Source organism: Candidatus Thiopontia autotrophica (assembly GCF_982804495.1).
Window position 1 is genome coordinate 14,004 of the sequence record NZ_CEYDPX010000012.1, and the last position, 18,337, is coordinate 32,340.

Consider the following 18,337-nt stretch of genomic DNA (forward strand, 5'->3'; position numbering starts at 1 on the left):
GATGTTGAAAAAACTCTCCCATATTGCAGATCTATTGAATGCCCCACTTATTGGTGGAGATAGCGGTTTTCGGGGGGTAAGCAGTGATACCAGAACTCTTAAGAGTGGAGAGTTGTTTGTGGCGCTTCGTGGCCCCAATTTTAGTGGTGGTGAATATCTTGATACTGCACTCAAGAAAGGTGCGGTAGGTGCAATTACAGATCAGCTATATAAGAGCAGTCTGCCGCAGATTGTGGTTACCGATACTCTATCTGCATTAGGTATGGTTGCATCTGCCTGGAGAGATCAATTTGATATTCCTCTCATGGCTATTACTGGCAGCAATGGCAAGACTACAGTAAAAGAGATGGTTGCGTTGATACTGGCCCAGCTTGGTCCTGGAACAGTTACCAAGGGAAACCTGAACAATGATATTGGAGTTCCACTGACGCTGTTCAATCTCTCTTCAGGTGACAGGTGGGCAGTTATTGAGATGGGGGCAAGTGCTCTGGGAGAAATTGCGAGATTATCTGCAATTGCACAGCCGACGATAGCTCTGGTAAATAATGTTGGTTCTGCCCACCTTGGTGGGTTTGGTTCAATCAGAAATATAGCCAGAGCCAAAGGTGAGATTTATGCCGGGCTACGTAGTGATGGTGTTGCACTCATCAATTGTGACCTGCCGCAAGCAGATGACTGGGTGGCTATGGCTACAGGACGAGAGGTTCAAACCTATGGATCTTGCTGTGAGCCATCTCTGATCTCTGCTGTGATCAAGAGCCGAGAACCTTTTGAGATATCTTATAAAGGAGAGTCATTGAAGGTAGAATTACCCCTTCCAGGGGAACACAACAAAATGAATGCGCTTGCTGCTGCAGCCCTTGCTGTCCAGGCTGGCGCCTCACTTGGACAGGTAAAAAATGGTTTGGAGTCCATGCAGGCCATACCAGGTAGGCTGGAGAGTAAACCGGGGAGAGGAGGGGCTGTAGTTATTGATGATACCTATAATGCGAGTCCGGAATCTATGATGCGGGCAGTAGAGGTGCTCTCATCTATGGAAGGTCGAAGAATCCTTGTGGTTGGTGACATGGGTGAATTGGGCGAGGATTCTCCACATCTCCATAAACAGATTGGTGTTATGGCCAAATCAGCCGGTATTGACAGTATGTATGCGCTTGGTAGTAGTGCCTCTGAGTATGTCTCAGGATTTGGAGATGGCGCAGCTCTATTTGAGGATAGTGAGAAGTTGGTGGTTGCCCTGGCAGATGAGTTGGCCATGGGAAGGGTTATTTTGGTGAAAGGGTCCCGGTTTATGAAAATGGAACAGATTGTAAGGAAGATTACGGTTAAGGAGGCAGATGACCAGTCATGATGCTCTATATAGGAGATTATCTGGCAGATTTTTATGGGGGATTCTCCGTGTTTCAGTATCTGACTCTACGAGCAATTCTGGGAGCACTAACTGCCCTTGTACTATCTTTTATGGTTGGTCCGATAATGATTCGGAAGTTGACCCACTACAAGGTGGGTCAGGCTGTTCGAGAGGATGGCCCCCAATCTCATCTGGCAAAGGCGGGAACCCCAACCATGGGCGGTGCACTCATTCTGGTTGCAGTTACAGTATCTACTCTGTTGTGGGGGGATCTCTCCAACCGTTATCTATGGGCAGTATTGTTGGTAACGCTCGGTTTTGGTGCAATAGGTTGGGTGGATGATTATCGTAAGGTTGTCTACCAGGATCCAAATGGAATCTCTGCACGATCCAAATTTCTTGGGCAATCATTCATTGCAACCGTTGCTGTAGTCTGGGTCTATATGTCTGCATCAACAGTAACCGAGACCCAGCTGTTTGTCCCCTTCTTCAAGGATATAGTTATTGATCTTGGGCTGCTCTATCTGCCATTGGCATTTCTGGTGATTGTGGGATCCAGTAATGCAGTTAATCTGACTGATGGGCTGGATGGGCTGGCTATTATGCCTGCAGTACTGGTGGGCGGGGCACTGGGTGTTTTTGCATACCTGAGTGGGCATGTGGAGTTTGCCAGATATCTTGCAATTCCATCACTGCCAGAGGCTGGAGAGCTGGCTGTATTCTGCGGTGCTCTGGTTGGGGCAGGTCTGGGGTTTCTCTGGTTCAATACCTATCCGGCAATGGTATTTATGGGTGATGTAGGTGCTCTTGCACTTGGGGCAGCATTGGGGATGGTGGCAATACTGGTGCGCCAGGAGTTGGTTCTGCTTATTATGGGAGGGGTGTTTGTGCTGGAGACAGTTTCAGTAATGATTCAGGTGGCCTCCTTCAAGTTGACCGGCAGGCGGGTGTTCAGGATGGCACCGATACATCATCACTTTGAACTCAAGGGATGGCCCGAGCCAAGGGTAATTGTACGGTTCTGGATTATCACCTTTATTCTCGTGTTGATTGGGTTGGCAACACTCAAAATCAGGTAGCAGACGTGGTGGTGTCTGACAACAAGTTGAGAGATCCTGAGATCAAGGACAAGACCATGGTTGTCGGCCTGGGGAAGAGCGGACAATCTGTTCTGCAGTTCCTCTCCAGATATGAGGTGCCGTTAGTGGCGACTGATACACGTAACTCTCCGCCTGAACTGGCAGAAATAGAGGATCGCTATCCTGATCTGGATATTGTATTGGGACCACTGGATGGAGAGCTGCTGTCATCGGTGAGGTGTATTGTATTGAGTCCGGGAGTATCCAAAGACTCTCCAGCTATTCAGCAGGCGGTTAATAGCGGGGTTGAGCTAATTGGTGATATCGAATTGTTTGCCCGTTACGCAAAAGCGCCGGTTATTGCCATCACCGGATCGAATGGAAAAAGTACAGTTACAACTCTGGTTGCCAGGATGGCACAGAAAGCGGCTCTTGATGTCCGTTATGGCGGTAATCTCGGGATACCTGCACTTGATCTTTTGGGTGAGGATGAGCCTGATCTGTATATTCTGGAGCTCTCCAGCTTCCAGCTTGAGACCATGAAAACTCTGATGCCTGTTGCCTCTGTTGTACTGAATGTTACCCCTGACCATATGGATCGATACCCTGATCTACAGAGTTATGCAGAGACCAAAGGAGGTATATACAGTCATGCATCACATCTGATTTATGATTCAGATGACGAGATAGTATGCGAATTGGTAAACCAGCAAAATGGATCATCAAAACTGCACTCCTACCATGCAGGCCCACCAGATGGGGCAGATTCTTACGGTATCATGACGAAAGATGGAAAAACATGGATCTGTAGAGGTGGCGACTTTCTGCTCTCTACAGATAAGTTACATATCATGGGGGAGCACAACTATCTGAATGCAATGGCAGCATTGGCTCTTGGTGAATCTGCTGGAATGGGTATGGCTTCAATGGTTGAGGCGTTGCAAGAGTTTCGTGGCCTGCCCCATCGCACGGAGTGGGTTGCCGACCATAATGGAGTTGTCTGGATCAATGATTCAAAAGGGACCAATGTAGGGGCAACAGAGGCGGCCATCAAGGGGTTGTTAACAGAGACAGCTGGTGATAGCGGAAAGATTGTTCTGATTGTCGGGGGTCAGGGCAAGGATGGTGATTTCTGTTCTCTGCAACCACTGCTCAAGAGGCATGTACGGACAGTAATCTTGATGGGGGAGGATGCCGATATAATCTCAAAATCATTTAATGGTGTTGTCCCTGAGATATTTGTAGAGGATATGAGTGCAGCAGTGGGCGCAGCAGACATGGTGGCACAACATGGTGATATGGTCTTGTTGTCTCCTGCATGCGCCAGCTTTGATCAGTACAGCGGGTTTGAGGAGCGTGGGACGATATTTAGAGATGACCTGTTTGATCTTATAGAGGGTGCGTTATGAGCAAGCATAGCCTGTTTCAAGGGTGGTTTACCTGGGGAGGTAGTGACAGATCCAGAAAACCCAGACCAGCTGGAGCACGTAGTATAGGCCGTACTGTTGCGGAGTCCGGACTTTTTCCTGTAGCTCTTTTTATCCTGCTGTTTGGATTGGTTATGGTGGCATCTGCATCCATGCCTATTGCAGAAAAACGATTTGGTGAGCCGTTACACTATCTGCTGAGACAGTTTGGTTTTGCCTCTATCGGGTTGATGGTTGGCATGGTGGTTCTGCAGATCCCCCTGCAATTTTGGGAGAAGATTGCTCCAACGCTACTCTTAATCAGTGCTCTCTTGTTGATATTGGTTCTGTTTGTTGGGGATAAGGTAAATGGGGCACATCGCTGGCTAGTACTTGGTCCAATTCGTCTTCAGCCCTCGGAATTTACCAAATTGGCTGCATTTCTCTATCTTGCAGGCTACCTAGTGCGTCATCGAGAAAAAGTCTCAAATGAGTTGTTCGCAGTTCTGCGTCCAATTGCACTGTTGGCCGGGGTGGGCGTATTGATCTTGATTGAGCCTGATCTAGGTGCGGCATTTGTAATGATGGTTGTGGTTATGGTCATGATGTTGCTTGGAGGGGTGCGCTTTTCACAATTTATGCTCTTTATCTTGTGTGGCCTACTGTTTCTTTCTGTAGCTATATGGATGGAGCCTTTCCGTGTCTCCAGAATAGCCTCATTTCTTGGAGATGACCCATTTCTGGTTGATCCCCAGGGACGCAACTATCAGATAACCCAGGCCTTGATTGCTTATGGCCGTGGAGGATGGCAGGGGCTTGGTCTGGGTGAGGGGCTACAAAAACTCTTCTATCTTCCCGAAGCGCACACGGATTTTATTTTGGCGGTTATAGCGGAGGAGCTGGGTTTAATCGGAACGCTTTCAGTGGTTGCCCTGTTCGCTTTTCTGGTCTGGAAGTCATTCTGGCTGGCTTCTCAGGCTAGTGAGTGCCGGCAACCATATGCAAGTTATCTTGCCTACGGTATTGGAACCTGGATTGGGCTGCAGGCTCTGATTAATCTTGGTGTTAATATGAATCTGTTGCCAACCAAGGGGTTAACTCTGCCACTAATGAGTTATGGCGGCAGTAGCCTGTTGGTGATGATGATTGCTATCGCCCTGTTGATGCGGGTGGAGTATGAGATTTGCCCGCTGGTGCATAGAAAGGCAAGAAATAACAGGGGAGCGAGGCGAGATCATTTATGACAGCGCACAAGAAAAAATGTTTGATGATTATGGCTGGTGGCACTGGAGGACATATATATCCAGCCCTTGCTGTTGCGGAACTGTGGAGGCGCGGTGGGGATGAGGTTATCTGGTTGGGGACAAGGACTGGAATGGAATCCAGACTGGTTCCAGAGGCAGGGATAGGGGTGGAGTGGATCTCTATTCATGGACTGCGTGGAAAAGGGATAATAAGCCTATTGCTCGCTCCATTTCATCTGAGTCGGGCGATAGCACAATCAATAGGTGCTATCTGGAGGATAAAGCCTGATGTTGTATTGGGGATGGGCGGGTTTGTCGCTGGTCCAGGCGGAGTTGCTGCATGGATTATGCGAAGGCCGCTGGTTATTCATGAGCAGAATGCAGTTGCGGGGTTAACCAACAGACTGTTATCTACTGTTTCCAGAAGGGTATTGGAGGCATTTCCTGGAACATTTGGACCCGGCAAAAAAGTGGTGCAGACAGGTAATCCACTACGTAGCAGATTGATGGATATGGAGATAGCCTCTTCACATAATCCCCTTCGTCTACTGGTGCTGGGCGGCAGTTTGGGTGCGCAACGAATTAATCAGCTGATTCCAGAGATGATATCAATGTTGTTGCCTGAGGAGAGGCTGGAGATCTACCATCAGACTGGTGAGAGTAATCTGAAAGATACAGAGTTGGAATACATAAAGCATGGAGTTGTATTTGACAGCGGAGAAAATAGTCGTGTTGTCGCCTATATTGAGAATATGCAAGAGGCATATCAATGGTCTGATCTGGTGCTGTGTCGAGCAGGGGCAATGACAGTTTCTGAGCTGGCAATGGTGGGACGCCCAGCTATTCTTGTCCCCTTTCCATTTGCTGTGGATGATCACCAGACAGCAAATGGAAATTTTTTGCAGAGTGATGATGCAGCACTGCTCGTCCAGCAGAGAGATCTGGATGGAGAGAGGTTATTAGGTATGATCAGGGAGTTTATTCAGCATCCAGGGATGATATCGGAGATGGGAGAGAAGGCTAGAGAGTTGTCGAGGCCAGAGGCGGCAGCAGATGTGGTATCAATCTGTAAGGAGCTCTGTTGATGGCAGATAGTCGAGAACTGGCAGAGGCTATGCACCAAATCCACAGGATTCATATGGTGGGGATCGGTGGTGCGGGGATGAATGGTATTGCCAGGCTGCTATTAAACCTTGGTTTTGAGGTCTCAGGTTCTGACCAGACAGAGTCCAAAATCATTAGCAGCCTCATAAAGCAGGGAGCGGACATCAATATTGGTCATGACGGCAAACAGATTGCAGGAGCAGATGTGGTAGTGATCTCCAGTGCAATTGGTGCAGATAATCCCGAGGTGGTTGCTGCACGAGATCACTCTATTCCAGTAATCCCCCGTGCCGAGATGTTGGCTGAATTGATGCGTTTTCGTTATGGAATTGCTGTTGCCGGTACCCACGGTAAAACCACTACCACTAGCCTGATTGCCATGTTGCTTGAGGAGGCGGGTCTGGATCCAACATACGTAATCGGTGGCCGCATTAATCGTGGTGAACAGGCAGAAGATATTGATGATGGGGGAGCACAACTTGGTAGTGGTCGTTATCTGGTTGCGGAAGCTGATGAGAGTGATGCCTCATTTCTCCATCTGCAGCCGATGATTGCTGTAGTTACCAATATTGATGAAGACCATATGTCTACCTATGGTGGTGATATTGACAAGCTTGATCAAACTTTTGAAGAGTTTATTCACCATCTGCCATTTTATGGGAAAGCAGTGCTTTGTGTGGATGATCCTGGAGTCTCCAGAATTATGGATAACATCTCCCGCCCATTCCTGAGTTACGGTTTTTCCAGTGGGGTAGATTTTGGGGCGGAGCAACTTGAAATCTCAAATGGGGTGAGTCGATTTCAACTCCGTCGCCCGCAACGTGCACCAATCCCCATTACCTTGAACCTTCCTGGTCACCATAATGTATTGAATGCACTGGCGGCTATTGCAGTGGCATCCTATCTTGGGGTGGATGATGATGTTGTGGTCAACGCTCTGGCAAGGTTTCAGGGTATTGCACGACGTTTCCAGAATTATGGGTTCTGTCAGTTCCCTCGGGGAGAGGTTCAGCTGGTTGACGATTATGGACATCATCCCAGAGAGCTTGCGGCAACCCTGAAGGCGATACGTGATAGTTGGCCTGGACGCAGAGTGGTCCTGGCATTTCAACCGCACCGCTACTCCAGAACCAGAGACCTTTACGATGACTTTGTTGATGTGCTGTCCACGGCAGACATTCTGTTGTTGATGGAGGTCTACCCTGCAGGTGAAGAGCCAATTCCGGGTGCTGATGGAAGAAGTCTGGCGCGCACGGTTCGTCTTCGTGGAGAGGTGGATCCACTGTTTGTCAGGGATGTTGATGAGCTGATAAAGATACTGCCAACAGTAGTAGAGGAGGGAGATCTGTTACTGATTTCCGGGGCCGGGACGGTTGGCCTTGCGGCACAAAAGGTTTCGGACTTGTGGAAAACAGATCTTGGATAAGGAGGTTAAATTTGGTGGCAAGGTGATGGATAATGAACCGCTTGCCGAATATACCACCTGGGGTGTTGGAGGTGTGGCTGATAGGCTCTACCTTCCAGATACAGTCGAGGGGCTTGGCAATTTTCTGCATAGTGTTCAAGTTGATGCCCCCATCTTCTTGATTGGAAGAGGAAGCAATCTGTTGGTGCGTGACGGGGGGGTCAGGGGAGTAGTAATTATATTGTCAGATGGAGTTGACCAGGTTGGGCTTATAGACAATGGGATGATTAGGGCAGAGGCGGGCGCATCTCTCTCACGGCTAAGCAGTTTTGCACGCAGGGGCGGGGCTAACCGCCTGGATTTTCTTGCAGGTATCCCCGGTTCAGTTGGGGGGGCGTTGGCAATGAATGCAGGGGCCTTTGGTTCAGAAATATGGGATTATGTGGCCGGGGTTGAGGTGATTGATCGTCAAGGTGAGATAAAACGGTATTCAGCTGCAGATTACAAGATAGGCTATAGATCGGTTTCACGACTGGCTGAGAGAGTTGATGGTGAGGAGTGGTTTGTTGCGGCCTTGATGGATATTGGTGGTATAGAGCAGGATAGTTCAGAGCCAACAGTCACAAAGTTTGAACATTCGGTTGATAGTGCAGACGGATTACGTAATCAGTTGAGTAAGAGAAATAGAAGTCAGCCGATGGCCCTCAAAAGCTGTGGCTCTGTATTTAAAAATCCACCGGGAGATTTTGCAGGCAGACTGATTGAGCAAGCTGGCCTGAAGGGAGTATCTATTGGAGGTGCCTCTGTTTCAGAGCAACATGCCAATTTTATTGTTCATAAGGGTGGTGCTACTGCTGCCGAGATTGAGTCACTGATAGAGCATATTCAAGATATGGTAAAAGAGAGACAAGGGGTATCACTGCAGAGAGAGGTGAAAATCATGGGTGAGCCACTAGAGAAGCTACCAGCTATACCATCAGGGGTAAAGCAGGGAGTTAAGGTCTGAGTATGGGGAGTGGTAACGGCCTTGGTAGGGTGGCGGTGCTGATGGGTGGGAACTCATCAGAGAGAGAGGTCTCACTGAAGAGTGGGGCGGCAGTACTGGATGGACTACATAAGGCTGGTGTGGATGCGGTGCCTTTTGACCCTGCAGAGGAAGAGATAGGAGAGCTTCAGAAGTTTGATCGAGCATTTATCGTCCTCCATGGCAAAGGTGGTGAGGATGGTGTTATCCAGGGAGTTCTGGAGTCTCTGCATATCCCATATACCGGCTCTGGGGTATTGGCATCAGCGTTGGCAATGGACAAGCTCAAAACCAAGCAACTCTGGATGGGAATTGGGCTACCAACCCCCCCTTTTGTCGTTCTGCATAGTGTTGGTGACCTATCTGGGGTGGCTGATAAATTGGGATTCCCCTTGATGATAAAACCTGTCTGTGAAGGTTCCAGTATAGGAATGGCAAAAGTTAATAGTGCTGATGAGCTACAGACCGCCTGGGCAAAGGCAGGGGATTTCAGTGGAGATGTGATTGCGGAGAAGTGGGTTGAGGGTGAGGAGTATACAGTGGCTATTCTTGGGAACGAGCCATTACCGGTTATCCGTCTACGTACTCCGCATGGGTTTTATGACTATGATGCAAAATACAGTGCGGAAGATACGGAATATCTCTCTCCTTGCGGTCTTGATGAATCCATGGAGAAGTCACTTCAGGCTGTTGCCTTGAAAGCATTTGATTCACTCGGTTGTGAGGGCTGGGGGCGGGTAGACATAATGGTCGACAGGCATGGAGAGCCATGGTTGTTGGAGGTCAACACTGTTCCCGGCATGACTGACCACAGTCTGGTGCCGATGGCCGCAAGAGAGGCGGGCATGACGTTTTCCAGGTTGGTTGGGCAGATATTGGAGATGTCGTGAGTTCTGTAGTCAGACGAGACCGAGAAAAAAAGAATCGCCTGCGGGGAACCACTAAAGAGCTACGTCATCCATTTTTATCCAGGGTCTCTGTAGTGGTTTTGCTGTTGCTGTTGTCTGCCGCATTTTATCTCTCCCGAAATGGGGCGGTTGATATGAAGACACTGACTCCGGAGCATCAGCTCTCCCAGGTAAAAAAGGTTGCCGTTTATGGTGATCTTGACCACGTAAAGGTTGATCAGATACAGATACTTGTGCGTGAGGCATCCAGGGATGGCATGTTGGCGCTTGATCTGTTGCATCTACGTGATCTGCTTCAGGAGTTGCCATGGATATATCTGGTAAAGGTGCGCAAAGTATGGCCTGAGACTGTAGAGGTTTGGTTAAGGGAGCAGAGCGCATCTGTTAGTTGGGGCAGTACGGGCTATCTTAATCTGAATGGTGAATTTTTTAGCGCTGACGGAATTCTGCTGAATCATCTTGGTCTCCCTGTAATCAGTTCGCAGCACGACGATACAGAGGCTGTTTACCGACAGTTTGTCAGGCTCTCCGCTCTGCTTGATGGATCAGGTCAAAAGATCAGGAAGATGGTGGTTGATAAGAGAGGGTCAATATATCTCTATCTTGAAAATGGATTGGAGCTTAACCTGGGAAGAAGAGCAATGGAGCACAGATTGGCAAGATGGAGTAGTCAATCCCCGGTTATAATGAGTCATCTGAATGGAGAGGTTAAGATAGTTGATCTGAGATATGAACAGGGTATGGCGATTCAGCTTGGTGATAGCAACAATATAGAGAGAAATGGCGAGAAATTGTGATGGGTAAGAAAGATCATGAATTGATTGTAGGGCTTGATATTGGTACCACAAAAATAGCCGCCATTGTGGGTGCATTGAAGCCGGGTGGTGATCTCGAGATTCTGGGTATTGGTACCCATCCTTCAAAGGGGTTGAAGAAGGGTGTGGTGGTCAATATTGAGTCCACTGTCAAATCCATTCAGCGTGCCGTTGAAGAGGCCGAGATTATGGCCGAGTGTGAGATTGGGTCAGTCTCTGCCGGTATTGCGGGAAGCCACATTCAGGGGATGAACTCGCACGGTATTGTTGCAATTCGTACTCGTGAGGTGACCGCAATTGATGTCGACCGGGTGGTTGATGCTGCCAAGGCCATTGCAATTCCAGCTGATCAAAAGATTCTCCATACCCTTCCTCAAGAGTTCATTATTGATAATCAGGAGGGTATTCATGAGCCCCTTGGCATGTCTGGTGTTCGTCTCGAGGCAAAGGTCCACATTGTAACGGGGTCAATTAGTGCGGCCCAAAATATTGTGAAATGTATTCGACTCTGCGGTCTGGAGGCAGAAGATATTGTGCTGGAGCAGTTGGCATCCAGTTATGCTGTATTGAGTGATGATGAGAAAGAGCTTGGTGTCTGCATGATTGATATTGGTGGAGGAACCACCGATATTGCAGTCTTTACCGATGGCTCAATTCGTCATACTGCCGTTATTCCTGTTGCCGGAGACCAGGTAACCAATGATATTGCGGTCTTCCTCCGTACCCCAACCCATCATGCCGAAGAGATAAAGGTCAAGTATGCATGTGCCCTCTCCGAGATGGTTGATCCACAAGAGGAGATTGCAGTCCCCAGTATTGGAGATCGACCAGAGCGACGCCTGAAACGACAGGGGCTTGCAGAGGTGGTTGGTCCTCGCTATGAGGAGCTCTTTAGCCTGGTTCAGGCAGAACTGCGCCGCAGTGGTTTTGAGGAGATGGTAAATGCCGGTGTTGTCTTGACTGGGGGAAGTTCCAAAATGGAGGGGGCAGTTGAGCTGGCAGAGGAGATATTCCATAAGCCTGTGCGTCTCGGCTCACCACAGAATATTGATGGCCTGATAGATGTTGTACGCACACCTGTTCATGCAACTGGTGTGGGGCTGTTGATTCATAGCGCACGCTACCGCTCCCAGGATGGAGGGGTGCTGAATGGTGGAGCCGCCAATCTTTGGAAGCGTATGAGACGCTGGTTCTCAAGAAATTTGTAGGGGTTCGTTGAAATCAGCTTGATTTTGTGGGTGATTTACCACTAGAATCAACTTATGCGCAAAAAATGTCTTTTTTATGCGCTTGTATTCAAGAGAATAATTGCATATAATGCGCTCTCGTTAGCTATTGTAAAAACAATAATAAGCAGATTTATGAGTTATCAAAGAACATTAAAGTCCAAGGTCCATTCAACAGGAATTGGCCTGCACTCGGGAAAGAAGGTCCATCTGACGCTTCGTCCTGCGCCGGTGAATACCGGTATTGTGTTCCGTAGAACAGATTTGAGTGGATCTCCGCAGGTTTCAGCCTGTCCATCGTGTGTCGGGGATACAAAACTCTCAACAACCCTGATGAAGGATGGGGCTACAATCTCTACAGTTGAACATCTGATGTCGGCCTTTGCCGGTCTCGGGATCGATAACGCCTATGTTGACCTTGATGCATCAGAGATTCCAATTATGGATGGGAGTGCCAGTACCTTTGTGTTTATGTTGAAGAGTGCCGGGCTGGAGGAGCAGGGTACTGCCAAACGTTATCTCAGGATCAAAAAGAGTATAGAGGTTCGTGATGGGGACAAATGGGCCCGTCTGGATCCTTACAATGGTTTTAGTCTATCCTTTGGGATTGATTTTAAACATCCGGTATTCAGTGAAGAGTTACAGAATCACGAGGTTGAGTTCTCCTCTCTGCGTTACGAGAAAGATATAAGCCGTGCCCGCACCTTTGGATTTATCAAGGATGTAGAGTCGTTGCGGATGCAGGGGTTGGCACTTGGAGCTAGCCTGGAGAATGCTGTTGGGCTGGATGAGTTCCGTGTTCTTAATGAGGACGGGCTCCGTTTCAAGGACGAGTTTGTTCGCCACAAAATTCTTGATGCGGTAGGTGATCTCTATCTATTGGGAAGTCCGGTGCTTGGCGCCTATCACGGGTACAAGTCTGGACATGATCTTAACAATAAGCTCACCAGAAAAATTCTTGCAACCAAGGATGCGTGGGAATATGTAACCTTTGGAGAGAGTGGCTCAAAATCTCCAATATCCTTTGTGCCACTGACAGCATAAGGAAAGCTCAGATCTCCCGCACAAGTTATCCTGTGGGGGAATGGTGTACACCCCTCCTCCATTTTCAAAAATATATCTGTTGCAACGTATAAATCCTTGCGAAAGTAATCGCAACCTCACACGGGCAGTAGTCTGCGGCCTGGATGGCCACAGTCGAGCGACACAGGGATGTGCTTGAGCGTACTGCATGGATGCGGTTGCGATTACTTTCGCACGAATTCATACCACCTGTTTTGTAGCGGTTTTTGTTGGCGTTCAACTGCGCATCATTTATGATTCCCCTTTCGTAATCAATACAGTACAACTACAGAGTCAGTATGGGGCTGAAGGTTGTCCAGATATCGGCTGAGAGGCCGGGATATAACACCTAATCATGATTAAAAAAGTATTCAAAAAGGTCTTTGGCAGTCGCAATGAACGCACTATTCGCAAGATGCGAAAGACGGTTGAGCAGATCAATGCACTGGAGGATGAGTTTCATCTCCTGAGCGATGATGAGCTACAGGGTAAAACCGGTGAGTTCCGTTCTCGAGTTGAGAGCGGCTCTTCCCTTGATGATTTGTTGCCAGAGGCCTTTGCAGTGGTTCGCGAGGCCTCGCAACGAGTTTTCCAGATGCGGCACTACGATGAACAGCTAATAGGTGGCATGGTGCTTCATCAGGGGAAAATTGCCGAGATGCGTACTGGTGAGGGTAAGACCCTTATGGCAACGCTGGCGGTATATCTAAACGCACTCTCGGGAGAGGGTGTTCATGTTGTTACTGTAAATGATTACCTGGCAAGTCGTGATGCCGCCTGGATGGGCCAGCTCTACAATTTTCTGGGGATGAGTGTTGGTGTGGTTATCCCTGCACTGGAGCACGAACAGCGCAAGGTGGCATATGCAGCTGATATTACCTATGGAACCAATAATGAGTTTGGGTTCGATTATCTGCGTGACAATATGTCATTCTCCGCCTCCGAGCGGGTTCAGGTGGGGCGTAATTTTGCAGTTGTTGATGAGGTTGACTCAATCCTGATCGATGAGGCTCGTACCCCGTTGATTATCTCTGGCCCTACAGATGATAACTCAGAGCTCTATAAATCTATGAATAGTCTGCCTGCCAAGTTGACCAGGCAGCATGAGGAGGTTGCTGAAGAGGGTGGTGAGACTGGGGACTACACAGTTGATGAGAAACAGCGCCAGGTTCTGTTAACAGAGACCGGACATGAACATGTAGAGGAGCTGTTGGTAGAGGCTGGAGTTCTTGGGGAGGGCGAGAGTCTCTATGATCCACAGAATATCACCCTGGTGCACCACCTCTATGCAGCTCTGCGTGCCCATGTTCTGTTTGCAAAAAATGACCACTATATAGTAAAGGATGGTCAGGTCGTTATTGTGGATGAGTTTACCGGTCGTACCATGCAGGGACGGCGCTGGGGAGACGGGTTACACCAGGCTGTAGAGGCCAAGGAGGGGCTGGAGATTCAGAATGAGAATCAGACCATGGCCTCCATCACCTTCCAGAACTACTTCAGGATGTATGGAAAGCTCTCCGGCATGACCGGAACGGCAGATACCGAGGCCTACGAATTCCAGCAGATTTATGGTCTTGAGGTGGTAGTGATACCAACCCATCGCCCCATGATTCGTGATGATCGTGCAGATCTTGTCTATCTGACTGCCGAGGAGAAATTCAATGCAATCATTGAGGATATCCGTGAATGTATGGCAAAAGAGCAGCCGGTACTGGTTGGTACCGCCTCGATCGAGAATTCGGAACTGATCTCGGGTTTATTGGAAAAAAAGGGGATCACTCATGAGGTGCTGAATGCAAAGCAGCATGAGCGAGAGGCACATATTGTCGAGAATGCCGGCATGCCTGGGGCGGTCACTATTGCTACCAACATGGCAGGCCGTGGAACCGATATTGTTCTCGGAGGAAATCTTGAGGCAGAACTGAAGGCGTTGGGAGAGTCATCAGATTCAGAGATAGAGAAAGTTCGCGCAAGCTGGCAGCAGCGTCATCAACAGGTCCTGGATGCTGGAGGGTTACATATTATTGGAACAGAGCGTCATGAATCACGGCGTATTGATAACCAGCTTAGAGGACGCTCGGGGCGACAAGGAGATGCTGGTGCCAGCCGTTTCTACCTCTCCCTGGAGGACTCGTTGATGAGGATTTTTGCCTCGGAGCGTCTTGCGGGAATGATGCAGAAGCTGGGGATGGAAAAGGGCGAGGCAATTGAGCATCCATGGGTCAACAAGGCAATCGAGAATGCACAGCGCAAGGTTGAGGGACACAATTTCGATATTCGTAAACAGCTACTGGAATACGATGATGTGGCCAATGATCAGCGTCAGGTAATTTACGAGCAACGTAATGAGCTGATGGATGTAGAGGATATATCCGAGACTATCGTTGCCATTCGCGAGGATGTAGTTAATCAGATTATGGACCATTTTGTGCCTCCGCAGAGTATGGAAGAGCAGTGGAATATTCCTGGTCTTGAAGAGGCAATAAAGCAGGAGTTCAACCTTGAGTTCAATATTGCGCAGTGGCTGGAGGATGATGATAATCTGCATGAAGAGACTCTGCGTGAGCGAGTAATCAAGGAGATGGAGCAGACCTACGCAGAAAAAGAGCAGTTGGCCGGTTCAGAGACAGTGCGTCACTTTGAGAAGGCGGTAATGTTGCAGATTCTGGATCAGCAGTGGAAGGAGCATCTGCAGGCGATGGACCATCTGCGTCAGGGGATTCATCTGCGGGGTTATGCTCAAAAAAATCCTAAACAGGAGTATAAGCGGGAGTCATTTGAGATGTTCTCCACAATGTTGGATCGAATCAAACAGGATACCCTGGGGATTGTGACCAAGGTTGAGGTCCGTACAGAAGAGGATGTGGAGGCCGTAGAGTCACAGCGACGTCAGATTGAGGGGATGGAGTTTCAGCACGCCTCGGCTGGTACTCTCTCGGCCTCGGAAGAGGTGGCAGAGATGGAGGCAGAAGCAGAGAGCGAAGATAAGCCATTCGTGCGCAGTGAGCGCAAGGTGGGGAGGAACGAACCATGTCCATGCGGTTCCGGCAAGAAATACAAACAGTGTTGTGGCAAGTTGGGCTGAGTCAGGAAATCTTTAAACAGTGACAGCAGGAAAAGTAATATTTCCAGAGATGCACCCAGTGGCAGGCTTTGCCTTGGGTACAACAGAAGCAGGCATCAGGGTAGATGGAAGGCGTGATCTGGTGGTGATGGAGTGTGCTGAAGAGTCAGCTATCGCCGCCACATTTACCCAAAATGCATTTTGTGCGGCGCCGGTAATACTCTGCAGGAAGCACCTCAAGAAAGGGAGTCCCCGTTATCTGGTAACAAATACCGGAAATGCCAATGCCGGAACAGGGGCACAGGGTAGAGCCGATGCAGAGGCGGTTTGTGATGCAATGGCAGAACTCGTATCACTGAAGCGAGAGGATATTCTTCCATTCTCTACAGGAGTTATAGGGGAGCCACTACCGGTCTCTGCCATTGTTCGTGGGCTGCCCGATGCAGTCGCCTCTCTCTCTGAGTCGGGATGGGATGATGCAGCATATGGCATCATGACAACAGATACCGTTGCCAAAGGGGCAAGCCGTCAACTGGAGATTGATGGAAATCTGGTAACAATTACCGGGATTGCCAAGGGGTCAGGAATGATCCATCCGGATATGGCAACCATGCTGGCATACATTGCAACTGATGCAGCGGTGTCGCATGAGCTTCTGCAAAGCATGGTAGAGCATACTACTAAACGCTCATTTAATCGGATTACCGTTGATGGTGATACCTCGACCAATGACTCCTTTGTGGTTGTGGCAACAGGGAAAAGTACTTTACCAGAGCTGAGTCAGGGGGATAGTGAGCAGGCTCAGCAACTACTTCAGGCACTGGAAGCAGTGGCCGTGGAGTTGGCGCAGAAGATGGTGCGTGATGGCGAGGGGGCCAGCAAGTTTGTAACGGTAAAGGTGGGTGGAGCAAAGCACTCTATGGAGGCTCTTGATGTTGCATTTACCGTTGCCCACTCTCCTTTGGTAAAGACGGCACTATTTGCCTCTGACCCAAACTGGGGGAGAATTCTTGCTGCCGTTGGACGTGCAGGTATAGACAATCTGGAAATTGAGGCAGTCTCCTTGTGGCTGGATGATGTATGTATTGTTGAACATGGTGGCAGAGCTGCAGGATACAGGGAAGAGCATGGTCAAGAGGTCATGGATCGTGCAGAGATCACCATTCATGTTGATCTTGGACGCGGCATTGCAGAAGAGACTGTCTGGACAACAGATCTTTCTCATGACTACGTTACAATCAATGCAGAGTATCGTACCTGATATGCAGCACTGGACTCTACCAGATCGTTATTTGATCACTGGGAAATCGGACAACCGTACCCACTTCATGGAGAAACTTGAATCTGCTCTACAGAGTGGCATCAGGTTGATACAGTTCAGGGCACCAGATCTTGAGATGGATGATTATCTTGAGATGGCATCCAGAGTGGTGAAGCACTCTCACGCACACGGCACAAAAGTCCTGCTTAATGGGGATCCGGCATGGGTGGAGATGACTGGTGCCGATGGAATACATCTTAACGGTCACCGTCTCAAAGAGCTCTCAACAAGACCACTTGCCGATGATCTTTTAATCTCTGCCTCATGTCACAATGAAGAGGAGTTACAGCAGGCAGCTGTGGTTGGAGTCGATTTTGCAGTGCTCTCTGCGGTGTTGCCAACCCAGACCCACCCCGGTCGGGAACCACTTGGGTGGGAGAGGTTTGCACAACTGGTAAAAATGGCATCTTTCCCTGTTTATGCGCTTGGTGGTGTAGGTCAGAGTCATATCAGACTCTCTGTGCAGATGGGAGGACAAGGGGTGGCTGCAATTACAGCATTTTGGGGCTGATCAGAGGATACAGGTAGTTAAGAGGAAGGAGACATCCTCTGTTGCCTGCGCAGGTCTCTCGTTCAGATTTGGAATCATCATTCGTGCAGAGAAACGGTGTCTTCCACCACTAATTTCGACATAGTATGGAGAATCTACTGGTAGAGTGATACGAATCAGTTGATACGGAGTATCCTTGTCCAGGCTGTGTTGATAAAACCCATTTGTAGCAATCACAGTTGATGGAGTGGCACTTCTGCGGATCATATCCAGCACCAAGCTGACAGCATCACGAATAGTATCAAAACATGAGATCCACTCGGTCAGTGAGGCAACCCTCTGCTCTACAGGGAGATTTAGCCAGAAGTGATAATGTGGAAAATCAATGTCGGAGAGCCCGCCCGGGGTTCCCAGACGTTGTCTAAACCCTTTCAGAAACTCAGAGTTACGCACCTCCTGTCCAGGCTTTCCTCGCTCTGCGTCCAGCTCCTGACCCAACTGTTTGAGTTTGTTCAGGAAGTCATCAAGTTGTTGGTGGTTTACCCCGGAACGCTCTTTGAGTGCGGCAAGAGTCATATAGTTGCGCTCTAGCTCTTTCATTAGATCCTTTTTCAGCTCCGAGCGATCAGTTAGTGTCAGAATCTCTTCAAGTCGCTCCAGAGTTGCATGGCTACCTGCTGGTGACGGCTCGTTTAAAGTATCCTGGATGTTTACAAATAGAGATTCCAGACGCAACAACGTACGGATGCGCTCGTTTAGTGGTTGCTCATAGATGATGGTGTCTGACAAAGGGTTAGACCTGTAGTGGTTGACTGTTACTCAAGATGCCTATTTTCGG

At 48.9% G+C, this 18,337-nt stretch carries 15 protein-coding genes; 14 read left to right on the top strand and 1 reads right to left on the bottom strand.

Annotation, left to right across the window (positions count from 1 at the left end):
- Position 1 precedes the first annotated feature (1 nt).
- The 14 genes from AC3ZFK_RS04995 to AC3ZFK_RS05060 all read left to right on the top strand — a co-directional run bounded on the left by AC3ZFK_RS04995 (position 2) and on the right by AC3ZFK_RS05060 (position 17,520).
- The gene (locus tag AC3ZFK_RS04995) at positions 2 to 1,351 is read left to right on the top strand and encodes a UDP-N-acetylmuramoyl-tripeptide--D-alanyl-D-alanine ligase (RefSeq protein WP_487506760.1); all 1,350 of its coding nucleotides are present in this window, start codon (positions 2 to 4) and stop codon (positions 1,349 to 1,351) included.
- A complete protein-coding gene (mraY, locus tag AC3ZFK_RS05000) occupies positions 1,348 to 2,430 on the top strand; it encodes a phospho-N-acetylmuramoyl-pentapeptide-transferase (RefSeq protein ID WP_487506761.1) in 1,083 nt (360 codons plus the stop codon). The genes AC3ZFK_RS04995 and mraY overlap by 4 nt, the downstream gene beginning before the upstream one ends.
- Before the next feature lie 11 nt (positions 2,431 to 2,441).
- On the top strand, positions 2,442 to 3,839 hold the full coding sequence (gene murD / locus AC3ZFK_RS05005) for a UDP-N-acetylmuramoyl-L-alanine--D-glutamate ligase (RefSeq protein ID WP_487506762.1): 1,398 nt from the start codon (positions 2,442 to 2,444) through the stop codon (positions 3,837 to 3,839).
- Positions 3,836 to 5,080: a putative lipid II flippase FtsW gene (gene ftsW, locus AC3ZFK_RS05010; protein ID WP_487506763.1), complete on the top strand. Its 1,245-nt coding sequence runs from the start codon at positions 3,836 to 3,838 to the stop codon at positions 5,078 to 5,080. The genes murD and ftsW overlap by 4 nt, the downstream gene beginning before the upstream one ends.
- On the top strand, positions 5,077 to 6,165 hold the full coding sequence (murG, locus tag AC3ZFK_RS05015) for an undecaprenyldiphospho-muramoylpentapeptide beta-N-acetylglucosaminyltransferase (protein ID WP_487506764.1): 1,089 nt from the start codon (positions 5,077 to 5,079) through the stop codon (positions 6,163 to 6,165). Before ftsW ends, murG begins: the two co-directional genes overlap by 4 nt.
- Positions 6,165 to 7,610: a UDP-N-acetylmuramate--L-alanine ligase gene (gene murC / locus AC3ZFK_RS05020; RefSeq protein WP_487506765.1), complete on the top strand. Its 1,446-nt coding sequence runs from the start codon at positions 6,165 to 6,167 to the stop codon at positions 7,608 to 7,610. Before murG ends, murC begins: the two co-directional genes overlap by 1 nt.
- Positions 7,603 to 8,595: a UDP-N-acetylmuramate dehydrogenase gene (murB, locus tag AC3ZFK_RS05025; RefSeq protein ID WP_487506766.1), complete on the top strand. Its 993-nt coding sequence runs from the start codon at positions 7,603 to 7,605 to the stop codon at positions 8,593 to 8,595. The genes murC and murB overlap by 8 nt, the downstream gene beginning before the upstream one ends.
- 2 nt (positions 8,596 to 8,597) lie before the next feature.
- Complete coding sequence (locus AC3ZFK_RS05030) at positions 8,598 to 9,503, top strand: D-alanine--D-alanine ligase (protein ID WP_487541457.1); 906 nt, start codon at positions 8,598 to 8,600, stop codon at positions 9,501 to 9,503.
- Positions 9,500 to 10,318: a cell division protein FtsQ/DivIB gene (locus tag AC3ZFK_RS05035; RefSeq protein WP_487506768.1), complete on the top strand. Its 819-nt coding sequence runs from the start codon at positions 9,500 to 9,502 to the stop codon at positions 10,316 to 10,318. The genes AC3ZFK_RS05030 and AC3ZFK_RS05035 overlap by 4 nt, the downstream gene beginning before the upstream one ends.
- Positions 10,318 to 11,544, top strand: a complete 1,227-nt coding sequence (ftsA, locus tag AC3ZFK_RS05040; protein ID WP_487506769.1) for a cell division protein FtsA — start codon at positions 10,318 to 10,320, stop codon at positions 11,542 to 11,544. Before AC3ZFK_RS05035 ends, ftsA begins: the two co-directional genes overlap by 1 nt.
- A 153-nt stretch (positions 11,545 to 11,697) precedes the next feature.
- A complete protein-coding gene (lpxC, locus tag AC3ZFK_RS05045) occupies positions 11,698 to 12,606 on the top strand; it encodes a UDP-3-O-acyl-N-acetylglucosamine deacetylase (protein ID WP_487506770.1) in 909 nt (302 codons plus the stop codon).
- Between the two features lie 373 nt (positions 12,607 to 12,979).
- A complete protein-coding gene (gene secA, locus AC3ZFK_RS05050) occupies positions 12,980 to 15,709 on the top strand; it encodes a preprotein translocase subunit SecA (RefSeq protein WP_487506771.1) in 2,730 nt (909 codons plus the stop codon).
- A gap of 19 nt (positions 15,710 to 15,728) precedes the next feature.
- On the top strand, positions 15,729 to 16,949 hold the full coding sequence (gene argJ, locus AC3ZFK_RS05055) for a bifunctional glutamate N-acetyltransferase/amino-acid acetyltransferase ArgJ (RefSeq protein WP_487506772.1): 1,221 nt from the start codon (positions 15,729 to 15,731) through the stop codon (positions 16,947 to 16,949).
- Positions 16,912 to 17,520: a thiamine phosphate synthase gene (locus tag AC3ZFK_RS05060; protein ID WP_487506773.1), complete on the top strand. Its 609-nt coding sequence runs from the start codon at positions 16,912 to 16,914 to the stop codon at positions 17,518 to 17,520. The genes argJ and AC3ZFK_RS05060 overlap by 38 nt, the downstream gene beginning before the upstream one ends.
- Here the strand turns inward: AC3ZFK_RS05060 and zapD are convergent, their stop codons facing one another.
- Positions 17,521 to 18,288: a cell division protein ZapD gene (gene zapD, locus AC3ZFK_RS05065; RefSeq protein WP_487506774.1), complete on the bottom strand. Its 768-nt coding sequence runs from the start codon at positions 18,286 to 18,288 to the stop codon at positions 17,521 to 17,523.
- Between the last annotated feature and the right edge of the window lie 49 nt (positions 18,289 to 18,337).